The 24,540-nt window shown below is 50.2% G+C and carries 27 protein-coding genes; 4 read left to right on the forward strand and 23 right to left on the reverse strand.

Annotation, left to right across the window (positions count from 1 at the left end; genetic code table 11):
• Window positions 1-6: 6 nt before the first annotated feature.
• The 5 genes from DWX59_RS01235 to DWX59_RS01255 are packed head-to-tail and all read right to left on the reverse strand — an operon-like array spanning window position 7 to window position 5,912.
• Window positions 7-633, reverse strand: a complete 627-nt coding sequence (locus DWX59_RS01235) for a cyclodeaminase/cyclohydrolase family protein (protein ID WP_117555528.1) — start codon at window positions 631-633, stop codon at window positions 7-9.
• A gap of 52 nt (window positions 634-685) precedes the next feature.
• Window positions 686-1,288 carry a pentapeptide repeat-containing protein gene (locus tag DWX59_RS01240; protein WP_117555530.1) on the reverse strand — a complete coding sequence of 201 codons (603 nt, stop codon included), beginning with the start codon at window positions 1,286-1,288 and terminating at the stop codon, window positions 686-688.
• A gap of 10 nt (window positions 1,289-1,298) precedes the next feature.
• A complete protein-coding gene (locus DWX59_RS01245; RefSeq protein WP_117555532.1) occupies window positions 1,299-1,763 on the reverse strand; it encodes a pyridoxamine 5'-phosphate oxidase family protein in 465 nt (154 codons plus the stop codon).
• Between the two features lie 25 nt (window positions 1,764-1,788).
• A complete protein-coding gene (locus tag DWX59_RS01250; protein ID WP_117555534.1) occupies window positions 1,789-4,773 on the reverse strand; it encodes an AAA family ATPase in 2,985 nt (994 codons plus the stop codon).
• Window positions 4,770-5,912, reverse strand: a complete 1,143-nt coding sequence (locus DWX59_RS01255; RefSeq protein ID WP_117555536.1) for an exonuclease SbcCD subunit D — start codon at window positions 5,910-5,912, stop codon at window positions 4,770-4,772. The genes DWX59_RS01250 and DWX59_RS01255 overlap by 4 nt, the downstream gene beginning before the upstream one ends.
• Window positions 5,913-6,197: 285 nt before the next feature.
• Here DWX59_RS01255 and DWX59_RS01260 point away from each other — a divergent pair, with 285 nt between their 5' ends.
• Window positions 6,198-6,440: a hypothetical protein gene (locus DWX59_RS01260; RefSeq protein WP_117555538.1), complete on the forward strand. Its 243-nt coding sequence runs from the start codon at window positions 6,198-6,200 to the stop codon at window positions 6,438-6,440.
• A gap of 51 nt (window positions 6,441-6,491) precedes the next feature.
• Here DWX59_RS01260 and DWX59_RS01265 read toward each other — a convergent pair whose 3' ends face one another.
• The 18 genes from DWX59_RS01265 to DWX59_RS01350 all read right to left on the reverse strand — a co-directional run bounded on the left by DWX59_RS01265 (window position 6,492) and on the right by DWX59_RS01350 (window position 22,759).
• A complete protein-coding gene (locus DWX59_RS01265; protein WP_235844841.1) occupies window positions 6,492-6,911 on the reverse strand; it encodes a DUF1893 domain-containing protein in 420 nt (139 codons plus the stop codon).
• A gap of 18 nt (window positions 6,912-6,929) precedes the next feature.
• Window positions 6,930-8,111 carry a MalY/PatB family protein gene (locus tag DWX59_RS01270; RefSeq protein ID WP_117555542.1) on the reverse strand — a complete coding sequence of 394 codons (1,182 nt, stop codon included), beginning with the start codon at window positions 8,109-8,111 and terminating at the stop codon, window positions 6,930-6,932.
• Between the two features lie 48 nt (window positions 8,112-8,159).
• Window positions 8,160-9,521: a C4-dicarboxylate transporter DcuC gene (gene dcuC, locus DWX59_RS01275; RefSeq protein ID WP_117555544.1), complete on the reverse strand. Its 1,362-nt coding sequence runs from the start codon at window positions 9,519-9,521 to the stop codon at window positions 8,160-8,162.
• 430 nt (window positions 9,522-9,951) lie between these two features.
• Entirely contained in the window at window positions 9,952-10,455 is a 504-nt protein-coding gene (locus tag DWX59_RS01280; RefSeq protein WP_117555546.1) for a MarR family winged helix-turn-helix transcriptional regulator, read from the reverse strand.
• A gap of 99 nt (window positions 10,456-10,554) precedes the next feature.
• Window positions 10,555-11,772 carry a phosphopentomutase gene (locus DWX59_RS01285; RefSeq protein ID WP_165642539.1) on the reverse strand — a complete coding sequence of 406 codons (1,218 nt, stop codon included), beginning with the start codon at window positions 11,770-11,772 and terminating at the stop codon, window positions 10,555-10,557.
• Window positions 11,769-12,935, reverse strand: a complete 1,167-nt coding sequence (locus DWX59_RS01290) for a YhfX family PLP-dependent enzyme (RefSeq protein ID WP_117555550.1) — start codon at window positions 12,933-12,935, stop codon at window positions 11,769-11,771. The genes DWX59_RS01285 and DWX59_RS01290 overlap by 4 nt, the downstream gene beginning before the upstream one ends.
• Entirely contained in the window at window positions 12,936-14,030 is a 1,095-nt protein-coding gene (locus DWX59_RS01295) for an aminotransferase class V-fold PLP-dependent enzyme (RefSeq protein WP_117555552.1), read from the reverse strand. It lies immediately after the preceding gene.
• A gap of 12 nt (window positions 14,031-14,042) precedes the next feature.
• Window positions 14,043-14,957 carry a phosphotriesterase family protein gene (locus DWX59_RS01300; RefSeq protein ID WP_117555554.1) on the reverse strand — a complete coding sequence of 305 codons (915 nt, stop codon included), beginning with the start codon at window positions 14,955-14,957 and terminating at the stop codon, window positions 14,043-14,045.
• 37 nt (window positions 14,958-14,994) lie between these two features.
• Window positions 14,995-16,005: an amidase family protein gene (locus DWX59_RS01305; RefSeq protein WP_207621850.1), complete on the reverse strand. Its 1,011-nt coding sequence runs from the start codon at window positions 16,003-16,005 to the stop codon at window positions 14,995-14,997.
• 38 nt (window positions 16,006-16,043) lie between these two features.
• Window positions 16,044-16,400 carry a DUF2620 domain-containing protein gene (locus DWX59_RS01310; protein WP_180215727.1) on the reverse strand — a complete coding sequence of 119 codons (357 nt, stop codon included), beginning with the start codon at window positions 16,398-16,400 and terminating at the stop codon, window positions 16,044-16,046.
• 20 nt (window positions 16,401-16,420) lie between these two features.
• A complete protein-coding gene (locus DWX59_RS01315; protein ID WP_117555559.1) occupies window positions 16,421-17,743 on the reverse strand; it encodes a YhfT family protein in 1,323 nt (440 codons plus the stop codon).
• A gap of 27 nt (window positions 17,744-17,770) precedes the next feature.
• Window positions 17,771-18,133, reverse strand: coding sequence for a PRD domain-containing protein (locus DWX59_RS01320; protein WP_165642541.1), 363 nt, complete (start codon window positions 18,131-18,133; stop codon window positions 17,771-17,773).
• Window positions 18,134-18,252: 119 nt separating this feature from the next.
• On the reverse strand, window positions 18,253-19,185 hold the full coding sequence (yhfZ, locus tag DWX59_RS01325; protein ID WP_117555563.1) for a GntR family transcriptional regulator YhfZ: 933 nt from the start codon (window positions 19,183-19,185) through the stop codon (window positions 18,253-18,255).
• Window positions 19,186-19,355: 170 nt separating this feature from the next.
• Window positions 19,356-20,078 (reverse strand): PHP domain-containing protein, encoded by a 723-nt coding sequence (locus DWX59_RS01330; RefSeq protein WP_117555565.1) that lies wholly within the window; start codon window positions 20,076-20,078, stop codon window positions 19,356-19,358.
• Window positions 20,075-20,464, reverse strand: coding sequence for a hypothetical protein (locus tag DWX59_RS01335; RefSeq protein WP_180215731.1), 390 nt, complete (start codon window positions 20,462-20,464; stop codon window positions 20,075-20,077). The genes DWX59_RS01330 and DWX59_RS01335 overlap by 4 nt, the downstream gene beginning before the upstream one ends.
• 14 nt (window positions 20,465-20,478) lie before the next feature.
• Complete coding sequence (locus DWX59_RS01340) at window positions 20,479-21,879, reverse strand: [Fe-Fe] hydrogenase large subunit C-terminal domain-containing protein (protein ID WP_117555570.1); 1,401 nt, start codon at window positions 21,877-21,879, stop codon at window positions 20,479-20,481.
• Between the two features lie 25 nt (window positions 21,880-21,904).
• Window positions 21,905-22,327: an ATP-binding protein gene (locus DWX59_RS01345; protein WP_117555572.1), complete on the reverse strand. Its 423-nt coding sequence runs from the start codon at window positions 22,325-22,327 to the stop codon at window positions 21,905-21,907.
• 84 nt (window positions 22,328-22,411) lie between these two features.
• On the reverse strand, window positions 22,412-22,759 hold the full coding sequence (locus DWX59_RS01350) for a DRTGG domain-containing protein (RefSeq protein WP_117555574.1): 348 nt from the start codon (window positions 22,757-22,759) through the stop codon (window positions 22,412-22,414).
• 269 nt (window positions 22,760-23,028) lie between these two features.
• Here DWX59_RS01350 and DWX59_RS01355 point away from each other — a divergent pair, with 269 nt between their 5' ends.
• The 3 genes from DWX59_RS01355 to DWX59_RS01365 all read left to right on the forward strand — a co-directional run bounded on the left by DWX59_RS01355 (window position 23,029) and on the right by DWX59_RS01365 (window position 24,532).
• Entirely contained in the window at window positions 23,029-23,523 is a 495-nt protein-coding gene (locus tag DWX59_RS01355; RefSeq protein WP_008718801.1) for an NADH-quinone oxidoreductase subunit NuoE family protein, read from the forward strand.
• Window positions 23,524-23,527: 4 nt separating this feature from the next.
• Window positions 23,528-24,085, forward strand: a complete 558-nt coding sequence (locus DWX59_RS01360; protein WP_117555576.1) for a sensor histidine kinase — start codon at window positions 23,528-23,530, stop codon at window positions 24,083-24,085.
• 69 nt (window positions 24,086-24,154) lie between these two features.
• Window positions 24,155-24,532 (forward strand): (2Fe-2S) ferredoxin domain-containing protein, encoded by a 378-nt coding sequence (locus DWX59_RS01365; RefSeq protein ID WP_117555578.1) that lies wholly within the window; start codon window positions 24,155-24,157, stop codon window positions 24,530-24,532.
• Window positions 24,533-24,540: the final 8 nt, after the last annotated feature.

Here is a 24,540-nt window from a genome sequence, read left to right on the forward strand (position 1 = left end):
CGGCCCCTATCTCAGCTGGTCCAGCACCTTTGCATAAATCCGGTCCGCCCACGCGGTCCCCTCTTCAATTAACTGCCCGGCCCTGGCGTTCAGTTCCTCTGCCTTCTCCCTGTTTTTCATGGATTTGGTGTTAATATACACATTCATGACCGCGCCTAAAAGCGAGGCGCGGATAAACTGCACGCCCACACCCACGTCGCTGACCGCAAGACGGCTGCCCTTATCCCCAAGGATTTCAAGGATGCCCAGCATGGCAACCGCATGTTCCATGATTTCAAGGGGAACAAAACTGGCATCCAGAAGCCGCTCCTCCATGACCTTTTCCTTATAAGCCTTTTCTTCCTCTGTAAGGGACGGAAGGCTGTAGCACTGTGCCAATGGCGCAAACACCTGCGCATCCCTGTCAGCCAGCGTGACAAAGGCGGCCTGGAGTTTTTGCATCCGTCCCAGAAGTTCCTTTATCTCTGCTTCCACGTCCGCATATTTTTTCTTCCCAATGGTCAGGTTCGCAACCATCTGTCCCAGCGCATTGCCCAGGGCGCCTGCCAGGGCGCTGGCTCCTCCTCCGCCCGGTACCGGCTCCTTGGATGACAGGACCTCCAGGAATCCTTCTATTGTTTTCTGTTCAACCATTCTGTTCTCCTTTCCTTATCCCTTTGTTCCGATTGGGCGCAGCCCAATCCCGTCACACGATCTTAACCCCCATCAACTTGGCAAGTTCCGCTGCCTGGAAAAGATTTACCTTCACGCCTGCAAGTTCCGTGTACTGGTCTGATACCATTATATTGTCAATGGTGCAGTCTGACAAGTCCATTCCTCTCAGCAGGGTCTTGAAAAAATCCACGCCGGTAAAGTCTGTCCTGGAGCATATGGTTTTCTTGAACCTGACCTCGGACAGGAATGCCTCCCTTAAGCTGCATCCCCTTATCTCTGAGAATTCCCAGAAAGCCATGGAAAAATTGGCGTACCGGAACTGGCTGTCCGTCAGCTTCACCCACTTAAAGCTTGCATTGGAAAACCGGCTCCCATCTCCTTTGCAGCCCTCTGCCCTTGTGTTCTTCCAATAGCTGTCCTCAAAAGAGCTGTTGGAAAAATCGCATTTATCAAACACCACATTGCAGAAGGATGCACCTGTAAAATCGCAGTCCGTAAACCTGCACCTTACAAAATGGATGGAGTCAAATTCCAGCTTCTGCCCCTTAATGGAGTCAGCTGTTTCATCTGTATACGTCCGGCCTGATAACGTCCATTCCTCTTCAGCCGCCTGCAGGATATCTTCTGATAACATAATATCCTCCCTAACTGTTGGACTTGGCGTGGAGTTCTTCCACATCCAGACGGATGACCGCTGTCAGCTTAAGCATCGGGTCCGGATATTCCCACCGGCCGCCTCCCGCCATGTGCTCCATGATGCAGTCCAGCCCATGGCGTTTCTCCTCCAAGTCATCCACCACGGTAATCCTGCCTTTTCCGATAATACTGCTGTACTCAAAGGAAAAACCGCATGCCTCATCAGCCGTCACCAGGCGGTGGTCCGTATCCATCTCAAAACCGGCATATCCATTCTGGCGTATCAGATCGATTTTACGCCCCTTGGCCGCGCCGTGGAAGTAAAATGCCTTCCCGGCCTTGTCATATCCGAAATTCACCGGCACGATGTATGCACATGCCCCGTCCGCCAAAGCAATCCTCATGCACTGGCAGGCATCGATGATTTTCTGTATCCTGTCACTCTCCGTGATTTCCCTGTCTTTTCTTCTCATGTCTGTTTCTCCCTGTATTAATCCGTCACAAAACCTGTATCCGTGCCCTGCTTCCCCCGCTCTTTTCCTTCACCACCACAATCTGGCGCTCAATCCGTTCCTTTAACTCGGTTACATGGGAAATGATTCCCACCAGCCGTCTTCCCTCTGCCAGGTCCCCCAATGCCTTCATTGCAAGATTCAGCGTATCCTCATCCAGGGAGCCAAAGCCCTCGTCCACAAACATGGTGTCCAGGCGTATGCCGCCTGCCGCGGACTGGATTTCATCGGACAGCCCCAGGGCCAGGGACAGGGATGCCTGGAAGGACTCGCCGCCGGACAATGTCCGGACACTGCGCTGCGTGCCGTTGTAATGGTCAACCACATTCAGCCCAAGGCCGCTTTTTCCGCGGTTATCCTCTTCGCTGCACCGCTTCAGCTCATACTGGCCTCCGCTCATCACCATGAACCTGGTATTGGCGCGTGCGATAATCCGTTCAAAATACGCCATCTGGACATATGTCTCAAATGTGATTTTTTCCTTTCCGCCCACTTCGCCAGCAGCGGTGTCGGCCAGGGACTTAACCCAAGTCCACTGCTGCTGTATTTCCTCCATGGCGTCCTTCTGTTTCAGTATCCGGCTATATGCGGCGCGGTTGGTTTCCAGGCGGTGATGGATACGGCTCTTTTTCTGTTCCTGTAAATCCAGTTCGGCCTTTGCCCTTTCCTGGGCAGCGGTCAGTTCCTCCATCTGCCGGGCCAGTCCCAATGCAGTCAGTTCCCGGTCCAGTCCTGCATCCAGCTCCGTATCCGGTTCCGTATCCTGCAGCTGCGCCCTCAGCGCTTCCATGCGGGATCTGGCGTCCGCAGCCTTCTGGCTCACCTCAAGATAGGTTTTTTCCGCTTCCCGGAACGCCTTCTCCCCTGCCTCAAAAGCCGCCCGTTTGCCGGCCAGTTCCTCCCGGGCCTGGTTCCTGTCCTTAAAGGGGAGTTTTCCGGCCAGCTCCTTTATCTGATCCTCCAGGCCCTTTTCCCTCTCTTCTGCCTCAATCAGGAGTTTCAGGACCTGCTGTCTCTTCTCTCCTGCTTCCTCCAGGGATTTCTGATGGCCCACCCGCGCCTTCTCCAGTTCCTCCTTATGCTTCAGACGGGCGCGGCACTCTGCGGCCCGCTTTTTCGCGGCTGCTTCCTGGCGCGCCAGCTGGTCCTTAAGCTCTCCCAACATGTACTCCCATACTTTAAGGAAATGCTGCCGTTGCTCCATCCTGGCTGCCGGACTGCCGGCCGCCCCGCCATCTCCCCGGTCCTCTTCCTGGTTCAGACGTTCCCGCCACGCTTCCTTCCAGGACCCTACCTCTGCATCGATCTGCTGCCTCATCCTGGTATAACGCGTTTCCAGGCTTCCGGCCAGCCTGCCGGCCTTAAGGCTCAGTTCCGAGGCAGTCCTGGTCCTGGCTTCAGAATCTTTTGCGGCCTGGTCCACCAATTCCTTTGTCACATCACAATCCGGATATGCACAGGGGAATGTGTCTGCGGGATTCCTGCCCCCGGCTGCAGGATTCCTGCCCCCCGCCGCCTGTCCCGGGCCTGCCGGGGCAGGATGTACCGTGGAACCGCATACCGGGCAGGGGCTGCCCTCCACCAGTTCCCTTGCCAGGATTCCGGCCTGGTTGTCCAGGAAACGCTGGTACAGGCTTTTGTATACCTGGTCCACCCTGCGCCGCGTTTCATCCGCCTCCCTGTAGAGTTCCTGGGCCTGTTCCAGGTTTTTGCGCTCCCTGTGGTATTCAGAAAGTTCCCCCACAAGGGAATCCACCCTTGTCCTGTATTCTGCCAGCTTCTCAATGGCGGACTGGGCTGCTTGGTAATCCTCTCCTGCAGTCTTAAGGGCAGCCAGTTCATTGTCCTCCTTAAGAAGCTGCTCCCGCCACCGCGCTTCCTCCTCCTGGTTCCTCAGCGCATTGGCCTTAAGCCTGCCAATCCGTTTAAGGCATTCTTCCCGTCCCGCAGCCAGCCCGTCATACCGGGCATAGGACTTCATGGCCTCTTCCATCTTTGTGATGGTGACCATAAGGATATCCCGTTCTGCCTGGCCTTCCTTTTCCTTATTATAATTCCCTTTGGCAGCAGCCAGCCTGGGGGCCTCCCTGTCCAGAATCAGGCGGGCCGCTTCCAGGTCCTTAAATACCTTTGACGCTGACTGCGCCTTTCCCAGCTTCAGCCCCAGGGCGGACATCTCCTCGCGGATTGCTTTCATCTTCCCGTCTAAGGCATTTTCCTCTTCCCGGTCCGCCGTAATCATCTGCTCCAGCAGGGCCAGCATGACCTCGAGGCTTCCCTTCTGCGCTTCCTTCCACCGGATTGCCAGGTCCTCCCTCTCATCGCCCGGGATGACGCCGCCCGTATACTGCTCAATACTCTTCCTGGTGTCTGCATACTGCCCGTACAGCGCCTTGGCCTGCTCCTTTAATTTTTCCTGGAACTGCTGGTACGGCCTGGTTCCAAAAATCTCACGGAATATGATTCCCCGGTCCTCCGTCTTACCGGAAAGGAGCCTGGAAAAGCTGCCCTGGGCCAGCATGGCAATCTGTGAAAACTGTTCACGGCTCAGGCCCAGCAGTGTTTCAATCTCCTGGGTCACGGCCTTGTCCCCCGTGATTACACGGCCGTCCGGCATGTTCAGTTCTGCATCCGGCTTTTCCTTTGTCTCCCCTTCCCCTCTCTGTTTTGCCCGCATGTATTCAGGATTGCGGCGCACAGAATACTCCATCCCATTATAGACAAATGACATTTCCACAAAAGTCCCCGCGTCCGGCAGCGCATATTTGCTTCGCAGCATCTTCGGCCTGCGGGCCTCGCCGCTGGCATTTCCATAAAGGGCAAATGTAATGGCATCAAATATCGTGGTCTTTCCCGCTCCTGTATCACCGCTGATAAGATACAGTCCCCGGTCCCCTAAAGCATCCATATCCAGTTTTATTTCCCCTGCATATGGCCCGAATGCGGATATGGTTAATTGTGTCGGTCTCAATGTGCATCCTCCCAGATTTTTTCCATCAGTCTTAAGGAAAACTCCTTCTGCTTCTCACTCATGGGCTGGTTATTCTGAAGTTCATACAACTCCCCGAACAGCTCCATGGGCGGCTTGCGTATCTCCCCGGCCTTATCCACGGACTGCCCTGACCTGGTGCGCTGGTTATCATAATCCAGCTTCATCACATTGGGATAGATGGAGCGCAGTTTCCCAATGGCATCCAGTATGTCCTCTTCGTCTGTCAGGGTGATATGCAGGTAGTCATCCACCGCGGTCCCCCGGTAAAATCCCAGTTCCGTCACCTGTTCATAGCTTCCTTTTATATTGCGCATATCATGCAGCGGCTTAAGGGGCCTGGTGGATACGGCCACATTTCCCTTTTCCAAAAGTTCCACTACGGTTACGGACTTCTTATGTCCTGCTTCAGAAAATGAATATTTAAGCGGGGTGCCGCAATAGCGCAGGGTTTCCCTGCCAATCTTCTGGGGTCCATGGATATGCCCCAGGGCCACATAGTCAAAATCCCGGAACCAGTCCGCGTTCACCTGTTCCAGCCCTCCGATGGACAGTTCCTCGGAGTCACAGGCAGATGCCCCCATGACAAACTGATGGGCCAACAGGATATTGCGTTCCCCTGGCCGGAATCCATTGGCTGTCATGTGCGTCAAGGCGCAGCGTACCCCGTCGTCAAAATCCTGGATCTCTTCATCCGGGAAACAGCGCCGCACCATGGCCGGCTTGATAAATGGCAGCATATAAATATACACGCTGCCGTAAGCATCCCTAAGTTCCACCGGCTCCACATGGCCGTCATACACAGGAGCCATGTGCACCCCTCTGCCAACCATCAGCTTCCCGCCAAAAGCCAGGCGCTCCGGGCTGTCGTGATTCCCGCTGATTACAAACACAGGCACGCCGCAATCAGCCAGGCTGGTGAGGAATGAATCAAATACCTGGACCGCCTCGGCAGGCGGCACCGGCTTGTCGTATACATCGCCTGCAATCAGCACAGCCTCCGGCTTTTCCTGGCCTATGATGGACAGTATCTCATTCAGTATATATTTCTGGTCCTCCAGCATGGGAAATTCATTCACCCTTTTTCCTATGTGCAGGTCTGACAAGTGAATCAGTTTCATATATCTTCCTTCCTATTATTGTCTTATCCTTCAATGCAGTTGCTGCCCTATTCTTCCATACCGCGGTTCAGCACCGCCATATTTTATCCTGCCCTGATTCCACACCATTGTACTCTCAACATCATACCACGCAGACCACATCCATTACAAGCATTTCCATTGCGCGGAAATGGACTCTGTGGTAAATTATTACCATGACCAAAGAATCATAGTACAGGTGCATGTGCCGGTACATATGATAATAACATGTCACATGAAAATATCAGACAACGAGGTGAAACCAACATGAATCCAATGCTTATCCTACAGTTAAAGCCGGCCTGGGAGCAGTTTAAGGGCAGCCACCCAAAGCTTCTGAATTTTATAAAGGCTGCCTCCAAAGACAGTTTCCTGGACAAAGGCTCCCTGATTGAAATCAGCGTCACCAACAGCGCAGGAAAGACCATTGCATCCAATATACGTGTAAAGGAAGACGACCTGGCCTTCCTTTCCGCGTTAAAGGATGTGCTGGAAGATACACAAGTTTGAAAACAGCGTCAGCTGGTTCCTTGTCATAAGGAACCAGCTGACGCCGGTCTTTTATTTATATCGTTCCTCTAGGAACTCCCATTGTTCCTTACTGTCTCCATGTTCAAAAAGGAACTGCTCAATGGGACAGACCTTGCTATTATCCTTGGAGGATTTCACAAGGGGGATTGACTCTTCATAGGTAACTGCAACCCCCTTTTCATTCATTATCCTTAAACCGCCTTCGGATATCCTGACTGCATGGCATTCCCTGATGGGAATCTTTCCTGCCATGATTCCCATGGCAATGCCGGCCTGGTCTGCATAGAGGACCAGGTTCCCGGTTCCGGATAATCCGCCCTCATAGTATGCATGGTACATGCCCGCCACCGGACTCTTATCTGTTTCCCAGACGATATTGCCGGAATCATCGGTCAGGATTGCAAGGGCTTCCCTGGTTGATACTTTCTGCAACAAATCCTCTCTCATCATGACACCTGCCTTCACCTTTTACAGCCTGTCAGCGGCCTCTTTAATCCTCTTTAGTCCTTCCATGACAACCGGCCTGGGCGCTGCAAAGTTGAACCGCATGAATCCGTTGCCCTCTTTTTCCCCAAAGGTGGTCCCATCGTTTAATAACACCTTGGCATCCTTAAACATGAAATCTTTTAATTCTTTCTGTGTCTTAAAGCCAAGCCCGCGGCAGTCCAGCCAGATCATGAAGGTTGCTTCCGGATTCACTGCATGGATCTTGGGGATGTTCTCGTTGATATATGCCACTGCCTGGTTCTTGGTCTCGTTTAAATACGCAACGCACTGGTCCGCATAATCATCCCCATGGTTATAACATGCCATCAATGCTACATTTCCAAATATGTTCCGTCCCATGCCTTTTTTGTAAGTCTGCTGGTTCATCATCCTGCGGTAAATCTCTTCATTATGAGTAAACCATGCAGCGGTACGGAAACCAGCCACGTTAAAGGTTTTGGCAGGATTGATGAAGGTGACGGAATGGTTGGCAAATTCTTCCGAGATGCCGCAGAACGGTACAAATTCATGTCCGTCGAAAATAATATCCGCATGAATCTCATCCACACCAATCATTACATGATTGCGGATACACAGTTCTCCCATCCTTACCAGTTCTTCCCTGGTAAAGCATCTGCCGGTCGGGTTCTGTGGATTGCAGATAAAGAGGATCTTAACCTTTGGATCTGCTAATTTTCTTTCCAAATCCTCAAAGTTGATTTCATACCGTCCGTTAATCAGGTCCATTTCATTGAAAACAAGCTGGCGGCCGTTATTCTTCACCAAATCATGGAAGGGCGGATATACCGGGGTCTGAAGGAGGATCTTATCGCCAATACTTGAAAATTCTTCCGCAAACCAGATCATGGCCGGTATCACACAGGGTGAATAATCTATGTACTCAGGATTCAGGACCGTATTATGCCTTACTTTGTACCATCTGGCAATGCTTTCCTCAAAAGCAGTATCAATGTATGGATAACCGTAGTGATGGATCTCCACACGCTCCCTTAAGGCTTCTGTGACTTCAACCGGACTTGGGAAATCCGTGTCCGCAATCCAGAAGGGAAGTACATCTTCCGGGCACAGGGATGGGTCGTACTTCTTTGCGTCTGTTCCTCTTCTCTCTACACCTTTATCAAAATCATATATTATTTTACTCATGATGAAATCTCCTTTTCCTTCTTTAATAATAACATATTATCGCCCATTTTAGACAATTACATATGAAACAATCAGGTTACATATAAACATGGCAACCGCAGGGACAGAACACCTCTTTACAATGTCCATGATATCCAGTTCGGCCATGCCTGAGATGGCAATCACAACGCCTGCCACCGGTGACATACAGCGCCCGATGCCGGAGGACAGCTGCATCGGAAGGGCAATGGTAGCGGTGGAGACTCCCATCTGGGCCGTCACATCCGGCACCAGCGGGCCAAAGGCATACCAGGACGCGTTGCCTGAACCAAGCAGCATGCCGGCAAAGAATGTTATCATTGACATCAATGCCATGGTAATGATGGGAGCGCTCTTAACAGCTGCCAGGGTATTGGATATGATTGTAATACCGCCCAACAGTTTGATGGCCTCCGCAAAAACCGCCGCACCGATCAGGATACTTACGACATTTGCAAATGAGTTCCCCATGGCTTTCATCACAACGCTGAAATCAGCCGTTACCTCTTTCCTGTCCTTTCTCCTTACCAGTTCCAGGATGAATACAAAGAACAGTCCAATCAGATTTGCCGTAACCACGTCCAGGTTGATGGATGGTATGAAACTGAACACGGTAATCAGGACCAGGGGTACGATGGGGAGCATTGCATAACATGCAGGGCAGCTGGCATCCTGAGGCATCTGCGCTTTTGTCACGGTGCCTCCGGCTGATATATCTTTCTTATCCATATGCCGCAGATAGATGGGCAGGAATACAGCACAGACCAGGATCAGGATAGCTGCGGTTTTTCCCTGGTAGGTAAGGAAATAATCCATCATCGGCATTCCAACCACATTTTCTGCCGCAAATATGGCGCTTGAATCATTGGGTCCCCAGTCAACAAAACCACACATGATCATAACCGTTGCAGCGCTCAGCTTGCTGATTCCCAACGAGGTAAGTATGGGGAATGCAATGGCCATCAGGAGCATGGCCAGGCCTGCGTGGCTTGTGATTACCAGCTTTAACAGGGTGCCGATAATGAAGAGCATGCTTAAAACAATATATGGGTTCTTAATCTTCGATAATGGCTTGGTTGCCAGGTATGCCAGCTTTGTGGATGCCCCGATATGGGACATGTAAACAGCGTATCCTGTTACCATCATTAAGGTCAGTCCAACACCGGATGCATTGGATTTAAATGCGTTGGCCGCATAAGCGAACACATCTATGACAGCATTTCCGGTAGTCTTATCCCCCATGATTGAATTACCGCCAATGATAGCCGATATCAGCAGGATTGCCATGCCTGATACCAGGAATACAAAAACAGAATTATACTTTTTGATTACCAGCGTTGCAACTATGACTATGTACAGCAGCGTTAATATCACAGCTATAGTATTATTCATTCTACCTCTCCTGTCTCTTGCAGAGGACTGTTTTTATTTTCCGGAAAATAGTACAGCCCCCGCGATTCTTTCATTTTAATTTTTGTGCAAACCGGCCTGCAGTACCGGGTTTGGTAATGATACAGATATACATGACTCATATTTTTGTTGTTTAGTTTCTTAACCTTTAGTTTAGTATGTATACCTCTTGTTTAGATTCTAAACCTTTTCCATTCCTTTGTCAATATCAATGATACAAATTGTCAACATGCACGAATACCATATCTATATTTTGTGCAATCTATCCAATTCTATTCCTATAAATAAAACTGCTTCCTTATCCAGCCCTGAAAAAACCGCAAAGGAGCCGCAGCAACCGCTGCGGCTCCTTAATCATCTTATCAGCTTATGGGGTCCTTACCATGGAGTCCTTACTATGGGCTTTCGGCATTTACCTCTTTTTAGCCTTTTTCTTTTCATTCCGTTTATCCTGAACCTTGCGCCTTATATCCAGCCATGCCTCAAGCACACGGAATGTTGTATTGATTTCATCCTCAGAAAACCGTTCCCTGACTATATCCATTGACTCGCCAAACCCTATCTCATCGTATCTGCGATGGGCTTTATCCAGTTCTTTTCCTTTATCCGTTAAGAACAGATGGTAACGGTTATCATTCTCAGGGTCCACTTCCCTGTATACCAAACCCTTGCTTTCTACCTTTTTCAGGATTTGGGAAACCGCGCCCTTGGTCTTTCCGTAATCCCTGGCAAGCTCAGTTACCGTGATTCCATGATGGTCAGCAATATGCTTTAACGTATGTACCTCTACCGAAGTATAGGCTTCACCTGTTCCATAATCATGGGGCACTTTTGTAGAGATATAAAAGTTTGAGACCTGGTGCAGTATATCTACAGCTTCTACATCGTTATATGATTTCCTTGCCTTCTCGTCCATAATTATACTCCTAATCCTGCTATATACCTTATCATCCTTACCACAAATTGTTAAAGCATCGTTAAGAGTATACTATAATTAGGTATCAATGGCAAGTTTTTATTCAGTCCGCTTCAGGTACTCCATGAACGAACTGCCATTTTGGGGCGCTTTTACCCCAAAGGAATCACACACACTTGCACCCACATCCGAAAGGGTCTTCCTGGTCCCCAGCCTTTTCCCGGTCACGCCCTTTTTATATACAAGAAGAGGCACGCACTCCCGGGTATGCCTGCTGTGTCCGATTGCAGGATCATTGCCATGGTCCGCCATGACCAGAAGCACATCCTCACTGGTGAGAAGGGGGAGCAGCTCCCCGATTCCCTTATCCGCTGTCTCCAGTATCCGCTCATAGACGGCCGGGGACTGGGAATGCCCGGCCAGGTCTGTTTCCTGGATATTCGTGCAGATGAATCCTTTCTCCATATGCCTGAATTCATTTATGGTGTGCTCCATGCATTTTGCAGTCGGCACACAGGAAATGCTTTTCCCGCCGTTGTTTGCCACAATGTCCGCCACCTTTCCAATAAGGGTCACGGGTATCCCGGCGCCTGTAAGTATGGTTGGGGCCTGTACATTTTCATCAACCCCGTATCCCAGGTGAAGGCATTGGTAGCCCTGCCTGTATGATTTGGATTTTGCTGACGCGATTCCGATAAAGGTATTGTCCTTTATCTCCTCGGCGGCCCACAGATCCTCCATGGTGTTCCCGGTCCCGCCAAACACGATCACACGGCCCACCGTCACCACCTGGCGTACCAGCTGTCCAATCCCATACTCCTTTTCAAATGGAATATAATCCAGGGGAGCCGTCACATTGTAGCACATGCCCAGGTCTGCCTCCAGGTTGTCTGCCACTGTCACGTAATCGTCACAGAGCACATAGCGCAGACCCTTCCGCTCAATGATTTCCACCTTGTGCCCATATTCCCTCAGATGGGCCGCCACCGCGTCCACCTTTTCCTGAAACGGATGGACATCTGGTTTTTGTGGGAATGTGCCCATGATTTCCTGATGACCCATGAAGGTGTCGGCTCCAAAATGCATCAGTTCCGACCGGCCGAAGTTGGCATCCCCTGACATCTTCATCCGGCTGCTTTCAGCGCCGTAGGCATTCATCAGCCCCAGCTTCTCCAGGTTGGGAAGCTTCATATCAGGATCCTGCGCCAGGATGCTTCTCAGTGTATTGGCCCTTTCGTCCCCGGGGCGCGCTGTCACGGCATCGTCCATTGCCCCTATCCCAAATCCGTCCAACACAATTACAACAAATCTCTTCAAAATCCTTCCTTCTTTCTTCCCTGGCTGTCATAAATGCCCACAATCCCAGGACATCCTTCCTGGATGCCCTTTACCAGGACCACATCGCTTCTTGTAACAAAAATCTGGAACCGGAACGCCATCACGGCCGTGTCACCCACCGCGCATTCCTCAGATATCCCAAAATGATAGTCAATGCTCTCATCTGTGGGCGGTATCACCGTAAGTTCCCTGCTGTGACCAAGGGACGTGCCCACCCGCACCTTCTTTACATGGGACCTCCTATAATGGCCGCCCCCAAAGCAATATGCATTGCCCATGAAATTATGGGAAATCTCACTGACATATACCACGGCCGGCCGTTCCTCCAGTTCATATACCGCATGCATGGGCGTTGTCCCGCTGAGCCCGTGTCCCGGCTCCCCGCAGTTGCCCCCAAACTCCGCCATCCTGTCAATGGTCCTGCAGCAGGTGGCTGACGGGGTATTGATTAACGCTATGTCAATGCCGCAGGTCTTCAGGATCTCCACCGCACATTTTACCGTTTCCAGGTTTTTGGTGGGCAGCACGTCCCTGGCCTCCCCGTCATAGAGATAACAGGGAAATGACGTCACGCCCTTTATCTCAAGATGGGGACACTCCGTCTTCATCCAGATAGCGGTCTCCTTCAGTTCATCCAGATGGAATCCCGCTGTCTGCCCGGAATATATCATGTCAAAATCACCATATACACGCAGCATCACCGCCTGCCTGCATCCAAGACCGGCTGCCGCTGCCTCAATCTCCATGGCCTTTTCCCTGGAATAAATGGTCATTACCTCTGGTTTATATGCCACCAGTTCCTTAATAAGGGCCCCCGGCACCTGCACCAGGTGGCCCACATTTCCAATGGGAATCCGGTTTTCCATCATCACAAGGGCTTCCCTGAAATCCACAACCACCGCGCCGCTGTAACCCATTTCCACCAATGCCTTTGCCAGATAAGGGTTTCGTCCAATCTGTTTTAACATGAAGTACAGCCTGATATGGTTCTGCCCTGCCTTCTGTAGGAGCCTGCGGGCATTTTCCAGAAACACATCCACATCCACCAAATAGGAATCCGGGAGTATCTTCCCCTCCTGATGAAGCATGAACGCGGTTTCCACTAATTGGGGATTCCGTCTGATTGTCTGGTCCAGAAACATCTACTTCACCCTTTCTACTGATTCCTTTATGATTCTTAAGATTGTATCCGCCCCGGCGCGCATGGGGTTAATCCTTATCATGCGGTGTTCCAGGGTGGGGTCGGCTTTACGGAAGGTGCCGGAGACCCGGTAGAACATGGGAATCATCTCGTATTTTGATTCCGCGCCCACGGGATTGGGGGCAGCCCCCAGTTTCTCCGCCTCCGCCAGTACCTGTCCTGCAATGTCTTCCTGGAATTCCACCAGAAGCACCTTGGACTGGGCGTTTGCCAGAAATGCATCCCTGACCTGGGCAATCTCCCCTGCCTTCAGCCTGTTGACGCACTCCTCGCCCACCTGGGCCTGGATTGCCAGCGCCACAGGCGCATAAACCAGGCCATGGAGCACATCCAGGGCCTCATGTCCCTGGGTCTGCATCCCTCCGGAATAACTCTCCGATATGAGGCGGTCTATATAACGCTTCCTGCCCGCAATCACCCCGATTCCCTCTGGCCCCAGCAGCTTGAAGGCTGAAAAGCAGGACAGGTCCGCGCCGCACTGCACTCCGATGTCCTTTACCTTCATCACCGCATAATTGTCATCGGTGAGGACCGGGATATCCCTTGTGCCCTTGATGGCCCGTACAACTTCATGCATATCATAGCGGTCATCCAGCTTCTGCCTGGTATACTGTACCAGCGCCCCCTTGATATCAGGATTGGCCTGAAGGACTGCTTCTATGTCCGCCAGGTCATTAAAATCCGCCTCCACCGGGACCAGCCCCAGCATCTCAAAGGATGTGGCGGTAGTATTGTAAACCGGCGCTTTGTGCACCAGTATCTTATCCCCGCATGCCAGCATGGCGTGAAGCCCGAACCGTATGGCGCCGCTTCCGGCGCCCCGGACCAGGACACATGCTTCCGTATCAAAAATACGCGCAATCACTTTTTCCACCTTGCTGGTCGTAACCGGCTTATTAAGCCCCATCACCACGCCAAGGTCGCCTCTGTTTAAAAACGCGTGTCCTTCAAATTCTCTTGTAATACAGTCCGTCACTTTAAACTGAAGCTTTACTGCCTCCTCAAGGGACAGGCTGTTAAGCGGATATGTCTGCATGTCTGAAACCTCCTAATCATACTGTCTGCCCAAAAGGATCCTTTCCGGATTCTCCTTTAGCAGCATGTCTATCTTCGCCTGTGTAAATCCCACTTCCAGCAGCAGGGGGATGAATACTTCAAACATATACCCATATCCAATCCCTCCCCTGGACTTCAGGTGGGATTTCCTTGTAATATCCATGGAAAGCACCACATGGGAAAGCATTCCCTCCTGGTCAATCCGCTTCAGCGCCTGTGCGCGGAAGGAATCCGGGCAGTAATTCAGTTTTCCCACTGTGTCAAAGCCTACATTGACGCCCCTCTTCAGGACATCAAGGATAACCTCCACGTCCTGGGATAAATCCATGTGCCCTATAATGATATCCTCCGGCCTTACCCCATGTCCAATCAGATAATCCGCCTGCTCTGCGCCCATGGTTCCCAGCGTGGTATGGGTTGTCACCGGCGCACCGGTCCTTACGGCAGCCAGGGCCACGGCGTCAAATACCTTCTGCTCCATATCCGTCATCTGCCGGCTGCTGGTTCCGGATTCCCCAATCACAGACGCGCGCATCCCTGTGTCTCCGGGGGCAGACTCCCATTGGCCGTCAATGCCCTGTGTCAGTTCCTGTTCCATCATGGACGCCAGTTCCTCCACAGACCGCCCGTATACACAGTCCGGCAGGAACGGCTCCTTGTAAAACCCGGTGGACACAAGAATGTTGATTCCTGTTTCCTCAGACACCCGCCTGATGTACCCCACATCCCTGCCCATCCCTAAATTGGTCACTTCCAGTATATTCCTTACCCCATATCCGTACAGGCTTTTAAACTCTTTCACGGTTTCCTCAAAACAGTTAAGCCTGCAGTCCTCATCCTTTTTCACGCCTGACAGATTAATTGTCACATGTTCATGCATCAGCGTATAACCATCTGCTAGTTTCATTCTTTTCCCAATCCGTCCATACTTGACAATTTTTTACCTATTCCCCGAGAAGCCCTTCCTCTAAGGCCCCATAGGAAAAATAGGCATCCATGTTCCTGAAATACCTTTTTATCAGTTCGTCTTCTATCTTCGGAAAATCCTCTGCAATGCTGAACATTTTTTCTATTTTCTCTTTTTTTGACTCACACAGCAGCACATAGCCGCTTGCAAAGGCATTGTCTGGAATGCACAGGGCTGTTGCACCAACCATGTTGGCCACCCTGATTAAAAATTTGCCGCTTTTTAACTGGTCTTCCTGGGTTTCCTCATCAAAATGGCCAAGAATACTATCACCTATACCATTTACATCAATCTTTTTTTCGTAATGAATCAGCACGTCACAGCCAGGAAGATACTGTTTCAGGAAATTAATCATCGGCTCCCTGCTGTTATCAAAAACAGGAAAATCTACTGTTTCTATCTTTATCTTGGTTTTTTCATAAATCTTTTCCGGCAGTTTTTGGTGTTCCTTCCATGCTTCCGGGCAGATTACATGGACAGGCATATCGTTTTCCCTTAATTCCAGGCAGATTCCGGCGGCTTTCTTTATTACAGCTAAGTCCCTAGTAATAAATCCCAGAGATGGCGTAAAACACAAGCCATCCGTGGAACATTTCCCATATTGTTTCATATGCTCCTGTTCCATCAACGGGCTGATAAATCCGTAACATTGTACACTCATTGCCGGAGCAAGAACTGAACCGCCTCCATCCGTTCCGATTCCCAAATCATTGATTCCCAAAAATACATTGATTGCCGTACCGCTGCTGGAACCTGTCATCCTTCTTCCGGTAATGGGATTCCTTAACTGCATATCAACTGCCCTTCCATTGATACTGCACCGGTCCACCGTATGCAGTATATATCCATGGGCTTTCAGCCGCTGAATGAGCCGCAGGGGTATTTGGACCGCATTTTTCATACCGATATAATGGATATCATCATGTTTTTCCAGGGCATGGATTGCCTGAGGATATACTCTCTCTACTGAATGGTATGGATCTTTCATTGCAAGAAAGGTTTGCTGCGCATGTTTTATTATCTCATTCATCCCATGATTCCCCGCATGATTACAGGTATTACACTGGCTGCCGCTTCAGGGACAAACCCAAATGCCTTCTTTCCGTTTTCGATTGATTTTAAAATCTCATCATCATCCAGCACCTTTCCTACCATGGCAACCGTAATACATTTATCCATTCCGTTCATGGCAATCGCCATCCCCAACGCCCCTCCGGCCCCTGTCTGGCAGGAACCAAAATAATAATCCGCCTGTCCATTTTTTAACGCCAAAGCCGCTTGTATGTCCTGCATAATAACCACTTCCACCTGACCGTTTCCATACTTCTCTATTAACTCAGCATTCTCTTTTTTATTCAATGCCCCACCTACGACAATTTTCATTATACAATACCTCACTTTTCTTAAATTAATGAAAGTCCCAATACCTTAATCAGATTTGCTACAAAACCCATGGCAATTGTAACTACCGGTCCTACAGCCATTGGTATCAGGAACGGCTTTTTGGCACACTTATTCATCATCCATACAATCATCACAATCATGGATCCAATATATGACATGCCCACTTCGTTCATGATTGCCCCCGAAGCCGTAAATCCTCCTACCAGCAGCGCCACCTCAAGAATTTGTGACATCGCATTCCTGATATGGTCTCCCAATTCCCTAAGCGCCGGGAACTTATCCAGCATATTCCCGATACTTCCAAGAAAAAATGTCTCCATTGTAATCACTGCTGCCCCGCTTGCAAAGGCCGCTGCACAGGTCACTGGCGTGGAGAAACCGAAAGATGCGCAAAGCATCCCTGCTGCTACAGAAAAATAGGCACCCGCCGGGGAAAATACGCCTGTTACAATAGCGGTTGTATAAACCAGAGGGATATAACCGATTGCCCGGATAAATGCAACCAGGGATGCCTGGGCAAACTCACCTTTCATCTGGAGAGGTCCTGATATTACATCCGTTGTCAATACGCACTGTGAAGATGCAACTGAAAGCAATCCACCCATAATCAAAAAGTAAATCCAATTTTTCTTAATGCGGTTCACATTATCTGTAAAAATATTCGTCAAATCAGCTCCAATCGCTTCCTGTTTAGTCCTGACTGCAAACATAATCATCACAATGCTTCCTGCAAGCATGGACATTCCATCTGCATTAAGAGAAAGCTTGAACTCCCCAATATTAAAAACCCCGAAATTTTTAATCAATACATAGACTGCTAATGTGATAACCGCAGTAATACCGCCTTTTTTGATTCCATGCTGATATGCCACGGCAAGTGATGGAAAAATAGCAAAGGTTGCTACAACAATATCTGCTACATTTCCTATATAAGGCAGAAAGTTTACAGGTAATATGGAGAAAAAATTTGCAATCGATGACATAAAGGCAACTACCATAAGCCCCCATACCGCACCGATTACTCCTGATATGACCGTTCCCTTGGGCGAATCAGGACACCATGTTCCTATAATATCCCCCATCAGCAAAAAAGTATGGATTATGATGATTCCCATTGCAATCGAATTTGTAAAACCAAATCCAACAATTAATCCAAAACTTACGGCAAAGGATGTGGCAGCCAGGGATTTCCGATCCATCCTCCCATTAAAATACTCCGCATATACAGGCCGGAATCCATCATTGTATACAGCAACATTCTTATTTGCTAAAATAGATGACATGGCGCCGATTCCGGCTGCTAATAAATAGTTTAACATCATAATATTTCCCCTTTCTCCGCAATGGATTTACATTAATATATTACACAGATGGACTGTCAAAAAGTCGGTTTCCGCTTGTGTGAATTTCAGCGTTGTGCATTCTAAAATTTTCCGGCTGATTCCACATGCCTGCGGATAAACCCGTTCCTCCTTTACTGTGTCCAAAACCTCCTGGCTGATTTGCATCTCTCCTGTATCTCCTTTCTCCATTCTTTCCCCTGCCAATGCCAGATGGGTAATCAGCATATTCAGTTTATCCGAATCTGCGCCTGGGTGTTCTGCTAAAATCAGTCCCGCCGCCATCATGCAGAATTCGGACACCCCGCAGGAAATCATCCCCGCATCCTCCATGATTTTAAGCCTCTCCTTAACTTCAGCCATCCTATCCATTCCTTTCCCCCTTTTTTGAATATACATTTTTTTGTACTTTCAATTATATATGAAAGAGCGGACAATGCGCTCTTCATATTCCTCAATATAGCTTCCTTTTTAATTTCAGCTTTGTTATTTTAGAAATACGGCCGCCTGATACCGTCCCTTACCTCTCCAAGAATCTTTAGCGTACCCTCCACACTGATATACTTCATCAGCAGTTCTGCCAGATTTTCATTCCCTTTCTTAATCACCATCACCGCGGTGGAAAACATGTTATTATACTGATCCTCTGCCAGGAACACAATCTTCAGGTCATCCAGACGGTGGTTCTCAATTATATCATCATAGTTCCACACACCTGCGTCAATGGTCCCGTCCAAAAGTGATGAGATTGTCTGCTGGGTCCTGATATCCACCAGATGTACCTTCTTATCCTTAATCAGGTTCCTGGTAATACGGCTCTGGTCCAGGGAATCCTCATCATAGGCCACTTTCATGCCATCCATGATTCCCTCTGCCTTCTGGTCCCGAAGCAAAAGGATATGCTTGGACAGGAAGCTGCCCGCCCCGAAGTTCATCAGGCACTCAATATTCCTTCCGTAGGAAATGGCGTGCTCCGCCGCGTACTGGGATACAATGGCAAACTGGTAGGTCCCTGATTCCACCAGCTGAATCCTGCCCACAGCCCCTCTTGCATAGGCCATGTTGAATTTAAGCTTCTTTAACTGCTCATAGATGGCCGTGGCAAACCCCTCGTAGGTCTGGGAATAGGGCAGCGGCATGATGCCCATGATTTCCTGCTGCAGGCAGTTCTCCTGAAGCTTCACGTAATCCAGGGCTTCTATGTATGTTCCCTGATGTCCATGGTGTGCCAGCGTCACCGCCCCAATGTCCTTAAGGTAATTAAAGGCATTCTGCATGGTTCCCCTGGATACCTGGAACTCCTCCTGGTAATAGGAGATGGGCGCAATACGGTCCCCCACATCCTTGGAGAGCAGGTTCAGGGCCAGCTTGCTGATGGTAACACCTTTTTTTTGATATAAAACCTGACTGGCATCCATCTTCATACTGTAAGCCCACCCCTTTGGTAACCTTTGACCATAACCAGCAGGAATCCTGCTGGTTGAATATACATTTTTTTGTACCTTCTATAGTGATAGAATAACACTGACTGTATAAATTGTCAAGAAATTTATCAGAAAATATTTGCAGGCAACCCTGTTGGGCCTGACATGATTCATCCTGCCCCGTCCAGCAGCGCGTCAATAATCCCCTGAACCGTCTTCTCCTCCACCTGCAGCGTCAGTTCCGGCTCATTCATATGCTCCAGATAATGGGCATCCGAGTTACTGATAATCCTGCACTTATCCAGATACGGGTTATCCTTTTGCAGTTGATGCAGCTTTTTTAAATCCTTCACCTCAGCTGTCCGGAACCTGCTGTCCGGAGGAATGAAGCCCAGGTTTGCAATCAGGCTGTTGGCCGTCTTATCCACATGGGCCGGGAACATGACGCCGCCGTAAGAGCGCACCAGTTCCCACAGTCCGTCAAAAGAAATTTCCGTGGCATTTATCAGAAGGTTGGGCTCTGTGCCGCACACCTGATCCTGTTCATTGTATATCTGCTGCTTACCGAAAATGGCTTCGTTATTAGGAAACCGTATCAGCTTCCCATAGACATAGGAATCAAAACAGAGCGCCGCCTCCAGATTGGGAAACAGGCACACTGCATGGACTTCCTCAGACGTATTGATTTCCATGCCCGGCACTGCCAGCACGCCGTATTCCCTGGCCGCAGCCATGAAGGCAGGACAGTTGCGGCAGGTATTATGGTCGGTCAGGGCCACGGCCTCCAGCCCCTTAAGGGCAGCCATGCCTGCAATATTGGCAGGCGTCATATCATCATCCCCGCAGGGCGACAGACAGGAATGGATATGAAGGTCATAGGTCAGGCCCGTCATTGCCGCGGATCACCTGCCCCAGGAGTGTCATCCGAAGACGCGCAGGCCACGGCCTCTCCATCCGGGCAGTCATTGCCCAGCAGCCCATATATCTTAAGGGCCGCCTCAAAGATAGGCATATCCGTGGACATCACGGTTATCTCCTGGTCCGCCGCCTTCTTCTTTGCCACCTCATCCAGGACCGCTCCTTCCGCCAGGATCACGCAGGCCGCATCCGTCAGCGCGGCCACTGCCAGGGTATTCATATTACCCATGACCGTCACCCATGCACATCCGGCAGGCGCCCGGCCCATGGCAATGCTCAAAAGGTCGCAGCAGAAAGGCGTGGTTATCTCCCGATTCAGGCCATCCCCCTGGTTCACTACTTTAAATATCCCCTGTTCCATCAATCCCCGTACCGTCACAGTGAATCCTCCTCCTCGTCCTTTTTGTCCAGCAGGGACATCTCATCTGATATCCTCTGTATATATTCCTTCAGGATACGCAGGGTTTCCTGACCGCCCCTGTCCCCTGCGTGGAGGTCATCTGCCAGTACCGATACCTCCTCGGACAGCTTGTGCAGGTTTTCCCTCAGATAGTAGACACAGTCCGTCTCACAGGCATTGCCCCTGACAATATCCTCTGCCAGCGCCTTACAGGTAGGCGCGCCGCAGGAACCGCAGTCCAGCCCCGGGAACTTCTTCATCAGCCGCTCCACCTGGTTCAGCCTGGAGAAACTCTCCATCATGTTGTTTCCTAAATTAAATACAGGCTCATACTCAACCCCGGTAGTCCACTTAATCAGCCGCTCCTCGCTGTCATGCATATGGCTCCTGGCCACCGGCATGTACTTGCGCAGGCGTTTTAATTTCACCTCTGCCACATATGGGTTCTCCACGGTCAGCACGCCGCCCACGCACCCGCCGTTGCATGCGTTCAGCTCCACGAACCGCAGGTTGGTGAACTTCTGATCCTCCATGTCCTCCAGTACGCGGATAACATTCTCAATCCCGTCCGCAGCCAGATAATTCTCCGTGAACAGGCCGCTGGCTTCCCCGCCGCTGTGTCCCCAGCTGATGCCGATCTTCCCCGAAGTCCCGATGACAGGATAATCCTCCCCTGCCACTGCCTTCATACAGGCCAGAAGCTTTGGATAGACATCCTTGATGGCCAGCACATGGTCCACCTGGCTTTTTTCGGTTCCCAAAGGCGACTTGACATAGGTCACCTTGGACGGGCATGGGGAAATGAACATAATCCCAATCTTCTCCCTGGGAAGCCCCGTGTCCTTCATGGCCTTCTCCGCCGCCAGGATACCCGCCACCTCCACCGGCGGGTTCAGGGGCAGGAGATGGGGAATCAGGTTGGGGAACCGTACCCGGATCAGACGCACCACGGACGGACAGGCGGTGCTGATAAGCGGCAGCTGCCCCTCATGCTCGGATATGTATTGCCTGGTGGCCTCGCTCACCAGTTCCGCTGCCGCGCTCACCTCGAACACATCGTCAAATCCCATCTTCACCAGGGCGTTAAGCACGATATTCACATCATCCAGATTGTTGAACTGGCTGTAAAGGGACGGCGCCGGAAGGGCCACCGTGTATTCATACTGTTTCATCACATCCATCTTGTCATAGGTGGCAAGCTTTGCGTGATGCGGACAGACCCTGATGCATTCCCCGCAGTCAATACAGAACTTATTGTTAATGCTGGCTTTTCCTCCCCGCACCCGTATGGCCTCTGTGGGACAGCGTTTGATGCAGTTGATGCATCCCTTGCACAGGGATTCGTCCAGCCTCACGGAATGGTAAAATTTATCCATATCAACCTACTCCCTTGCTTATACCTTATATCTTCACTATCATGGTAATGGTGGTTCCCTCTCCCAGCCTGGTGTCAATCTCCATCTCGTCCGAATATTTCTTCATGTTGGGAAGTCCCATACCAGCGCCAAAACCCAGGGAGCGGATTTCATCCGGAGCCGTGGAATATCCGGCCTGCATGGCCAGCTCCACATCGGGGATACCGGGACCAACGTCCGCCAGTATCATCTTAATCTGCTGAGGCGTCATCTCCACGGTAATCAATCCCCCTTTTGCATGGATCACCATGTTGATTTCCCCCTCATACATAGCAATGGCCACCTTGCGGATAGCCTCAGGGTCAACACCCATCTGCTTTAATTTCCGTTTCACATCACTGCTTGCCTCACCTGCCCTGGTGAAATCATCAGCCGATATGTCATATGTTAAAACAATTGCGTCCTCCATAATCGGTTCCCTTCATTCATTATATTATACTGCTTCCCTGCATCTTACGGAATCCGGCAGAGGCCCGCCGGAATATGCAGGCAGCTATATGGCCCCGCCGTGCAGCCCGGCCTCATAGAGCATGCCGCAGGCAGAGAACATCCGGTGCCCCGTGGCCATGACCACCAGCCCCCTGTCCTTTGCCATCTCAAGCATGGCCTCATCCGGCTTCTTCCCCCTTACGAATATAAGACACACGATATCCAGCATTTCCGCTGTCCTTATGACCTGCGGATTGCACAGTCCTGTGAGGAGGATGGAGTGGTCCTTGGAAAATGCCAGCACATCGCTCATCATATCCGAGCCGCAGGCCGACTTCACTTCCCTGTCCAGATACTCTTCCCCTACCAGTACCCTTGCTCCCAAAATGTCCCTTGCATCCCTTACCGTCATACCTTGCCTCTCCTCATGAAAAATTTGAATGGTTACCCAGGTGCTCCATACTGGCAGCATGGTTTCTGACCAGATGGGGCACCAGACAATTGTATACAATTTAATACAATATAGCATACCATCCATCTTGTTGATTTTCAATACAATTCCGAATTTTTACATGTTTTTTATCGTTAGATTTTTCACATTAAAGGTAGATTTTTTTAGTGTTTCATGATAAAATATTGATACATTGCACAATGTACAACCTATGAGGAGGTAATAAAAAGATGGCTTGCAAAAAACAAACCGTTCCCTTTGCGGGAACACCTGAGCAGGAGGCAGAACTGAAATCAGTGATTGCCCAGCTTAAGGACCAGCCTGGCGCCCTGATGCCGGTAATGCAGAAGGCCCAGGACATTTATGGTTATCTTCCTATCGAAGTGCAGACCATGATATCTGACGAAATGGGTATTCCGCTGGAAAAAGTCTACGGAGTATCCACATTTTATGCCCAGTTCGCTCTACAGCCAAAGGGCAAGTACAAGGTATCTGTCTGTCTCGGTACAGCATGTTACGTTAAAGGTTCCGGCGAAATCTTCAGTAAACTGGAAGAATTGCTGGGCATCACCAACGGTGAATGCACAGCAGATGGCAAATTCTCCCTGGATTCCTGCCGATGTGTCGGTGCCTGCGGACTTGCTCCCGTCATGATGATTAACGGCGAGGTTTACGGACGCCTTACGGTGGACGATATACCCGGCATCTTGGCAAAGTACAATTAAGCCTATGATGACAGAGATTTCCCTGAATGTACTGGATGTATCAGAGAATTCCACACGGGCAGGCGCTTCCCTCGTCACCATCCTGGTGACAGCTGACACGGTTCATGACAAGCTGACCATTGTCATAGCGGATGACGGCTGCGGGATGACAGAGGAACAGGTGGCCCATGTAACGGACCCTTTCTTTACCACCAGGACCACAAGAAAAGTAGGACTTGGGATTCCATTTTTCAAATATGCCGCTGAAAGCACGGGCGGCAGCTTCCATATTGAATCGGAACCAGGTAAGGGAACCACCGTAACAGCAGTCTTCGGACTGTCCCATATAGACAGGATGCCCCTGGGTGATATGAATCTGACCATACATAACCTGATTGTGTACCATCCTGATACAGATTTCGTCTATACCTATACGTATAATGATGCATCATTCACGCTGGATATCCGGGAAATGCGGGAGATTCTGGGAGGAATCCCCTTTAATACCCCCGAGATATCCGATTACATACTGGAATATCTGAAAGAGAATCAACGGGAAACAGACGGCGGAGTCCAGCTTTAAGCCGGACCCATGCCCCACAACCATGTAAGAGCTCATAATGAGCCACTCATAATCTAGGAGGATAATCGCATGAAAACTCTTGCTGAATTACAGGCAATCAGAGAGAAAATGCAGAGCCAGGTCAACCTGCGTGCCGAAGACCACAACCATACGCGTGTGGTAGTAGGCATGGCTACCTGCGGTATTGCGGCAGGCGCAAGACCGGTTCTGAATACACTGGCACAGGAAGTCCAGTCCAGAGGACTGACCGACCGGATTTCCGTAACCCAGACAGGCTGTATCGGCTTATGCCAGTACGAGCCGATCGTGGAGGTAATCGAGCCAGGCAAAGATAAAATTACATATGTTAAGATGAACCCTGACAAAGCCCTTGAGGTGATTGAACGCCATTTAATCGGCGGCCACCCGGTAGAGAAATACACCATGGGCGCAGCAGGCCTTAAATAATAAAGGAG

This window comes from Enterocloster aldenensis (genome assembly GCF_003434055.1).
GTDB classification, from domain to species: domain Bacteria; phylum Bacillota; class Clostridia; order Lachnospirales; family Lachnospiraceae; genus Enterocloster; species Enterocloster aldenensis.

Coding starts and splice junctions, on each gene's coding strand:
- DWX59_RS01340 (WP_117555570.1), bottom strand. CDS start 21,879: ATGGATAAATTTTACCATTCCGTGAGGCTGGACGAATCCCTGTGCAAG.
- DWX59_RS01355 (WP_008718801.1), top strand. CDS start 23,029: ATGGCTTGCAAAAAACAAACCGTTCCCTTTGCGGGAACACCTGAGCAG.
- DWX59_RS01315 (WP_117555559.1), bottom strand. CDS start 17,743: ATGATGTTAAACTATTTATTAGCAGCCGGAATCGGCGCCATGTCATCT.
- DWX59_RS01330 (WP_117555565.1), bottom strand. CDS start 20,078: ATGACGGGCCTGACCTATGACCTTCATATCCATTCCTGTCTGTCGCCC.
- DWX59_RS01310 (WP_180215727.1), bottom strand. CDS start 16,400: ATGAAAATTGTCGTAGGTGGGGCATTGAATAAAAAAGAGAATGCTGAG.
- DWX59_RS01300 (WP_117555554.1), bottom strand. CDS start 14,957: ATGAAACTAGCAGATGGTTATACGCTGATGCATGAACATGTGACAATT.
- DWX59_RS01265 (WP_235844841.1), bottom strand. CDS start 6,911: ATGATGAGAGAGGATTTGTTGCAGAAAGTATCAACCAGGGAAGCCCTT.
- DWX59_RS01360 (WP_117555576.1), top strand. CDS start 23,528: ATGATGACAGAGATTTCCCTGAATGTACTGGATGTATCAGAGAATTCC.
- DWX59_RS01270 (WP_117555542.1), bottom strand. CDS start 8,111: ATGAGTAAAATAATATATGATTTTGATAAAGGTGTAGAGAGAAGAGGA.
- DWX59_RS01320 (WP_165642541.1), bottom strand. CDS start 18,133: ATGGATAGGATGGCTGAAGTTAAGGAGAGGCTTAAAATCATGGAGGAT.
- DWX59_RS01235 (WP_117555528.1), bottom strand. CDS start 633: ATGGTTGAACAGAAAACAATAGAAGGATTCCTGGAGGTCCTGTCATCC.
- yhfZ (WP_117555563.1), bottom strand. CDS start 19,185: ATGAAGATGGATGCCAGTCAGGTTTTATATCAAAAAAAAGGTGTTACC.
- DWX59_RS01345 (WP_117555572.1), bottom strand. CDS start 22,327: ATGGAGGACGCAATTGTTTTAACATATGACATATCGGCTGATGATTTC.
- DWX59_RS01255 (WP_117555536.1), bottom strand. CDS start 5,912: ATGAAACTGATTCACTTGTCAGACCTGCACATAGGAAAAAGGGTGAAT.
- DWX59_RS01305 (WP_207621850.1), bottom strand. CDS start 16,005: ATGAAAGATCCATACCATTCAGTAGAGAGAGTATATCCTCAGGCAATC.
- DWX59_RS01365 (WP_117555578.1), top strand. CDS start 24,155: ATGAAAACTCTTGCTGAATTACAGGCAATCAGAGAGAAAATGCAGAGC.
- DWX59_RS01350 (WP_117555574.1), bottom strand. CDS start 22,759: ATGACGGTAAGGGATGCAAGGGACATTTTGGGAGCAAGGGTACTGGTA.
- DWX59_RS01245 (WP_117555532.1), bottom strand. CDS start 1,763: ATGAGAAGAAAAGACAGGGAAATCACGGAGAGTGACAGGATACAGAAA.
- dcuC (WP_117555544.1), bottom strand. CDS start 9,521: ATGAATAATACTATAGCTGTGATATTAACGCTGCTGTACATAGTCATA.
- DWX59_RS01260 (WP_117555538.1), top strand. CDS start 6,198: ATGAATCCAATGCTTATCCTACAGTTAAAGCCGGCCTGGGAGCAGTTT.
- DWX59_RS01335 (WP_180215731.1), bottom strand. CDS start 20,464: ATGGAACAGGGGATATTTAAAGTAGTGAACCAGGGGGATGGCCTGAAT.
- DWX59_RS01290 (WP_117555550.1), bottom strand. CDS start 12,935: ATGTTTCTGGACCAGACAATCAGACGGAATCCCCAATTAGTGGAAACC.
- DWX59_RS01280 (WP_117555546.1), bottom strand. CDS start 10,455: ATGGACGAGAAGGCAAGGAAATCATATAACGATGTAGAAGCTGTAGAT.
- DWX59_RS01295 (WP_117555552.1), bottom strand. CDS start 14,030: ATGCAGACATATCCGCTTAACAGCCTGTCCCTTGAGGAGGCAGTAAAG.
- DWX59_RS01240 (WP_117555530.1), bottom strand. CDS start 1,288: ATGTTATCAGAAGATATCCTGCAGGCGGCTGAAGAGGAATGGACGTTA.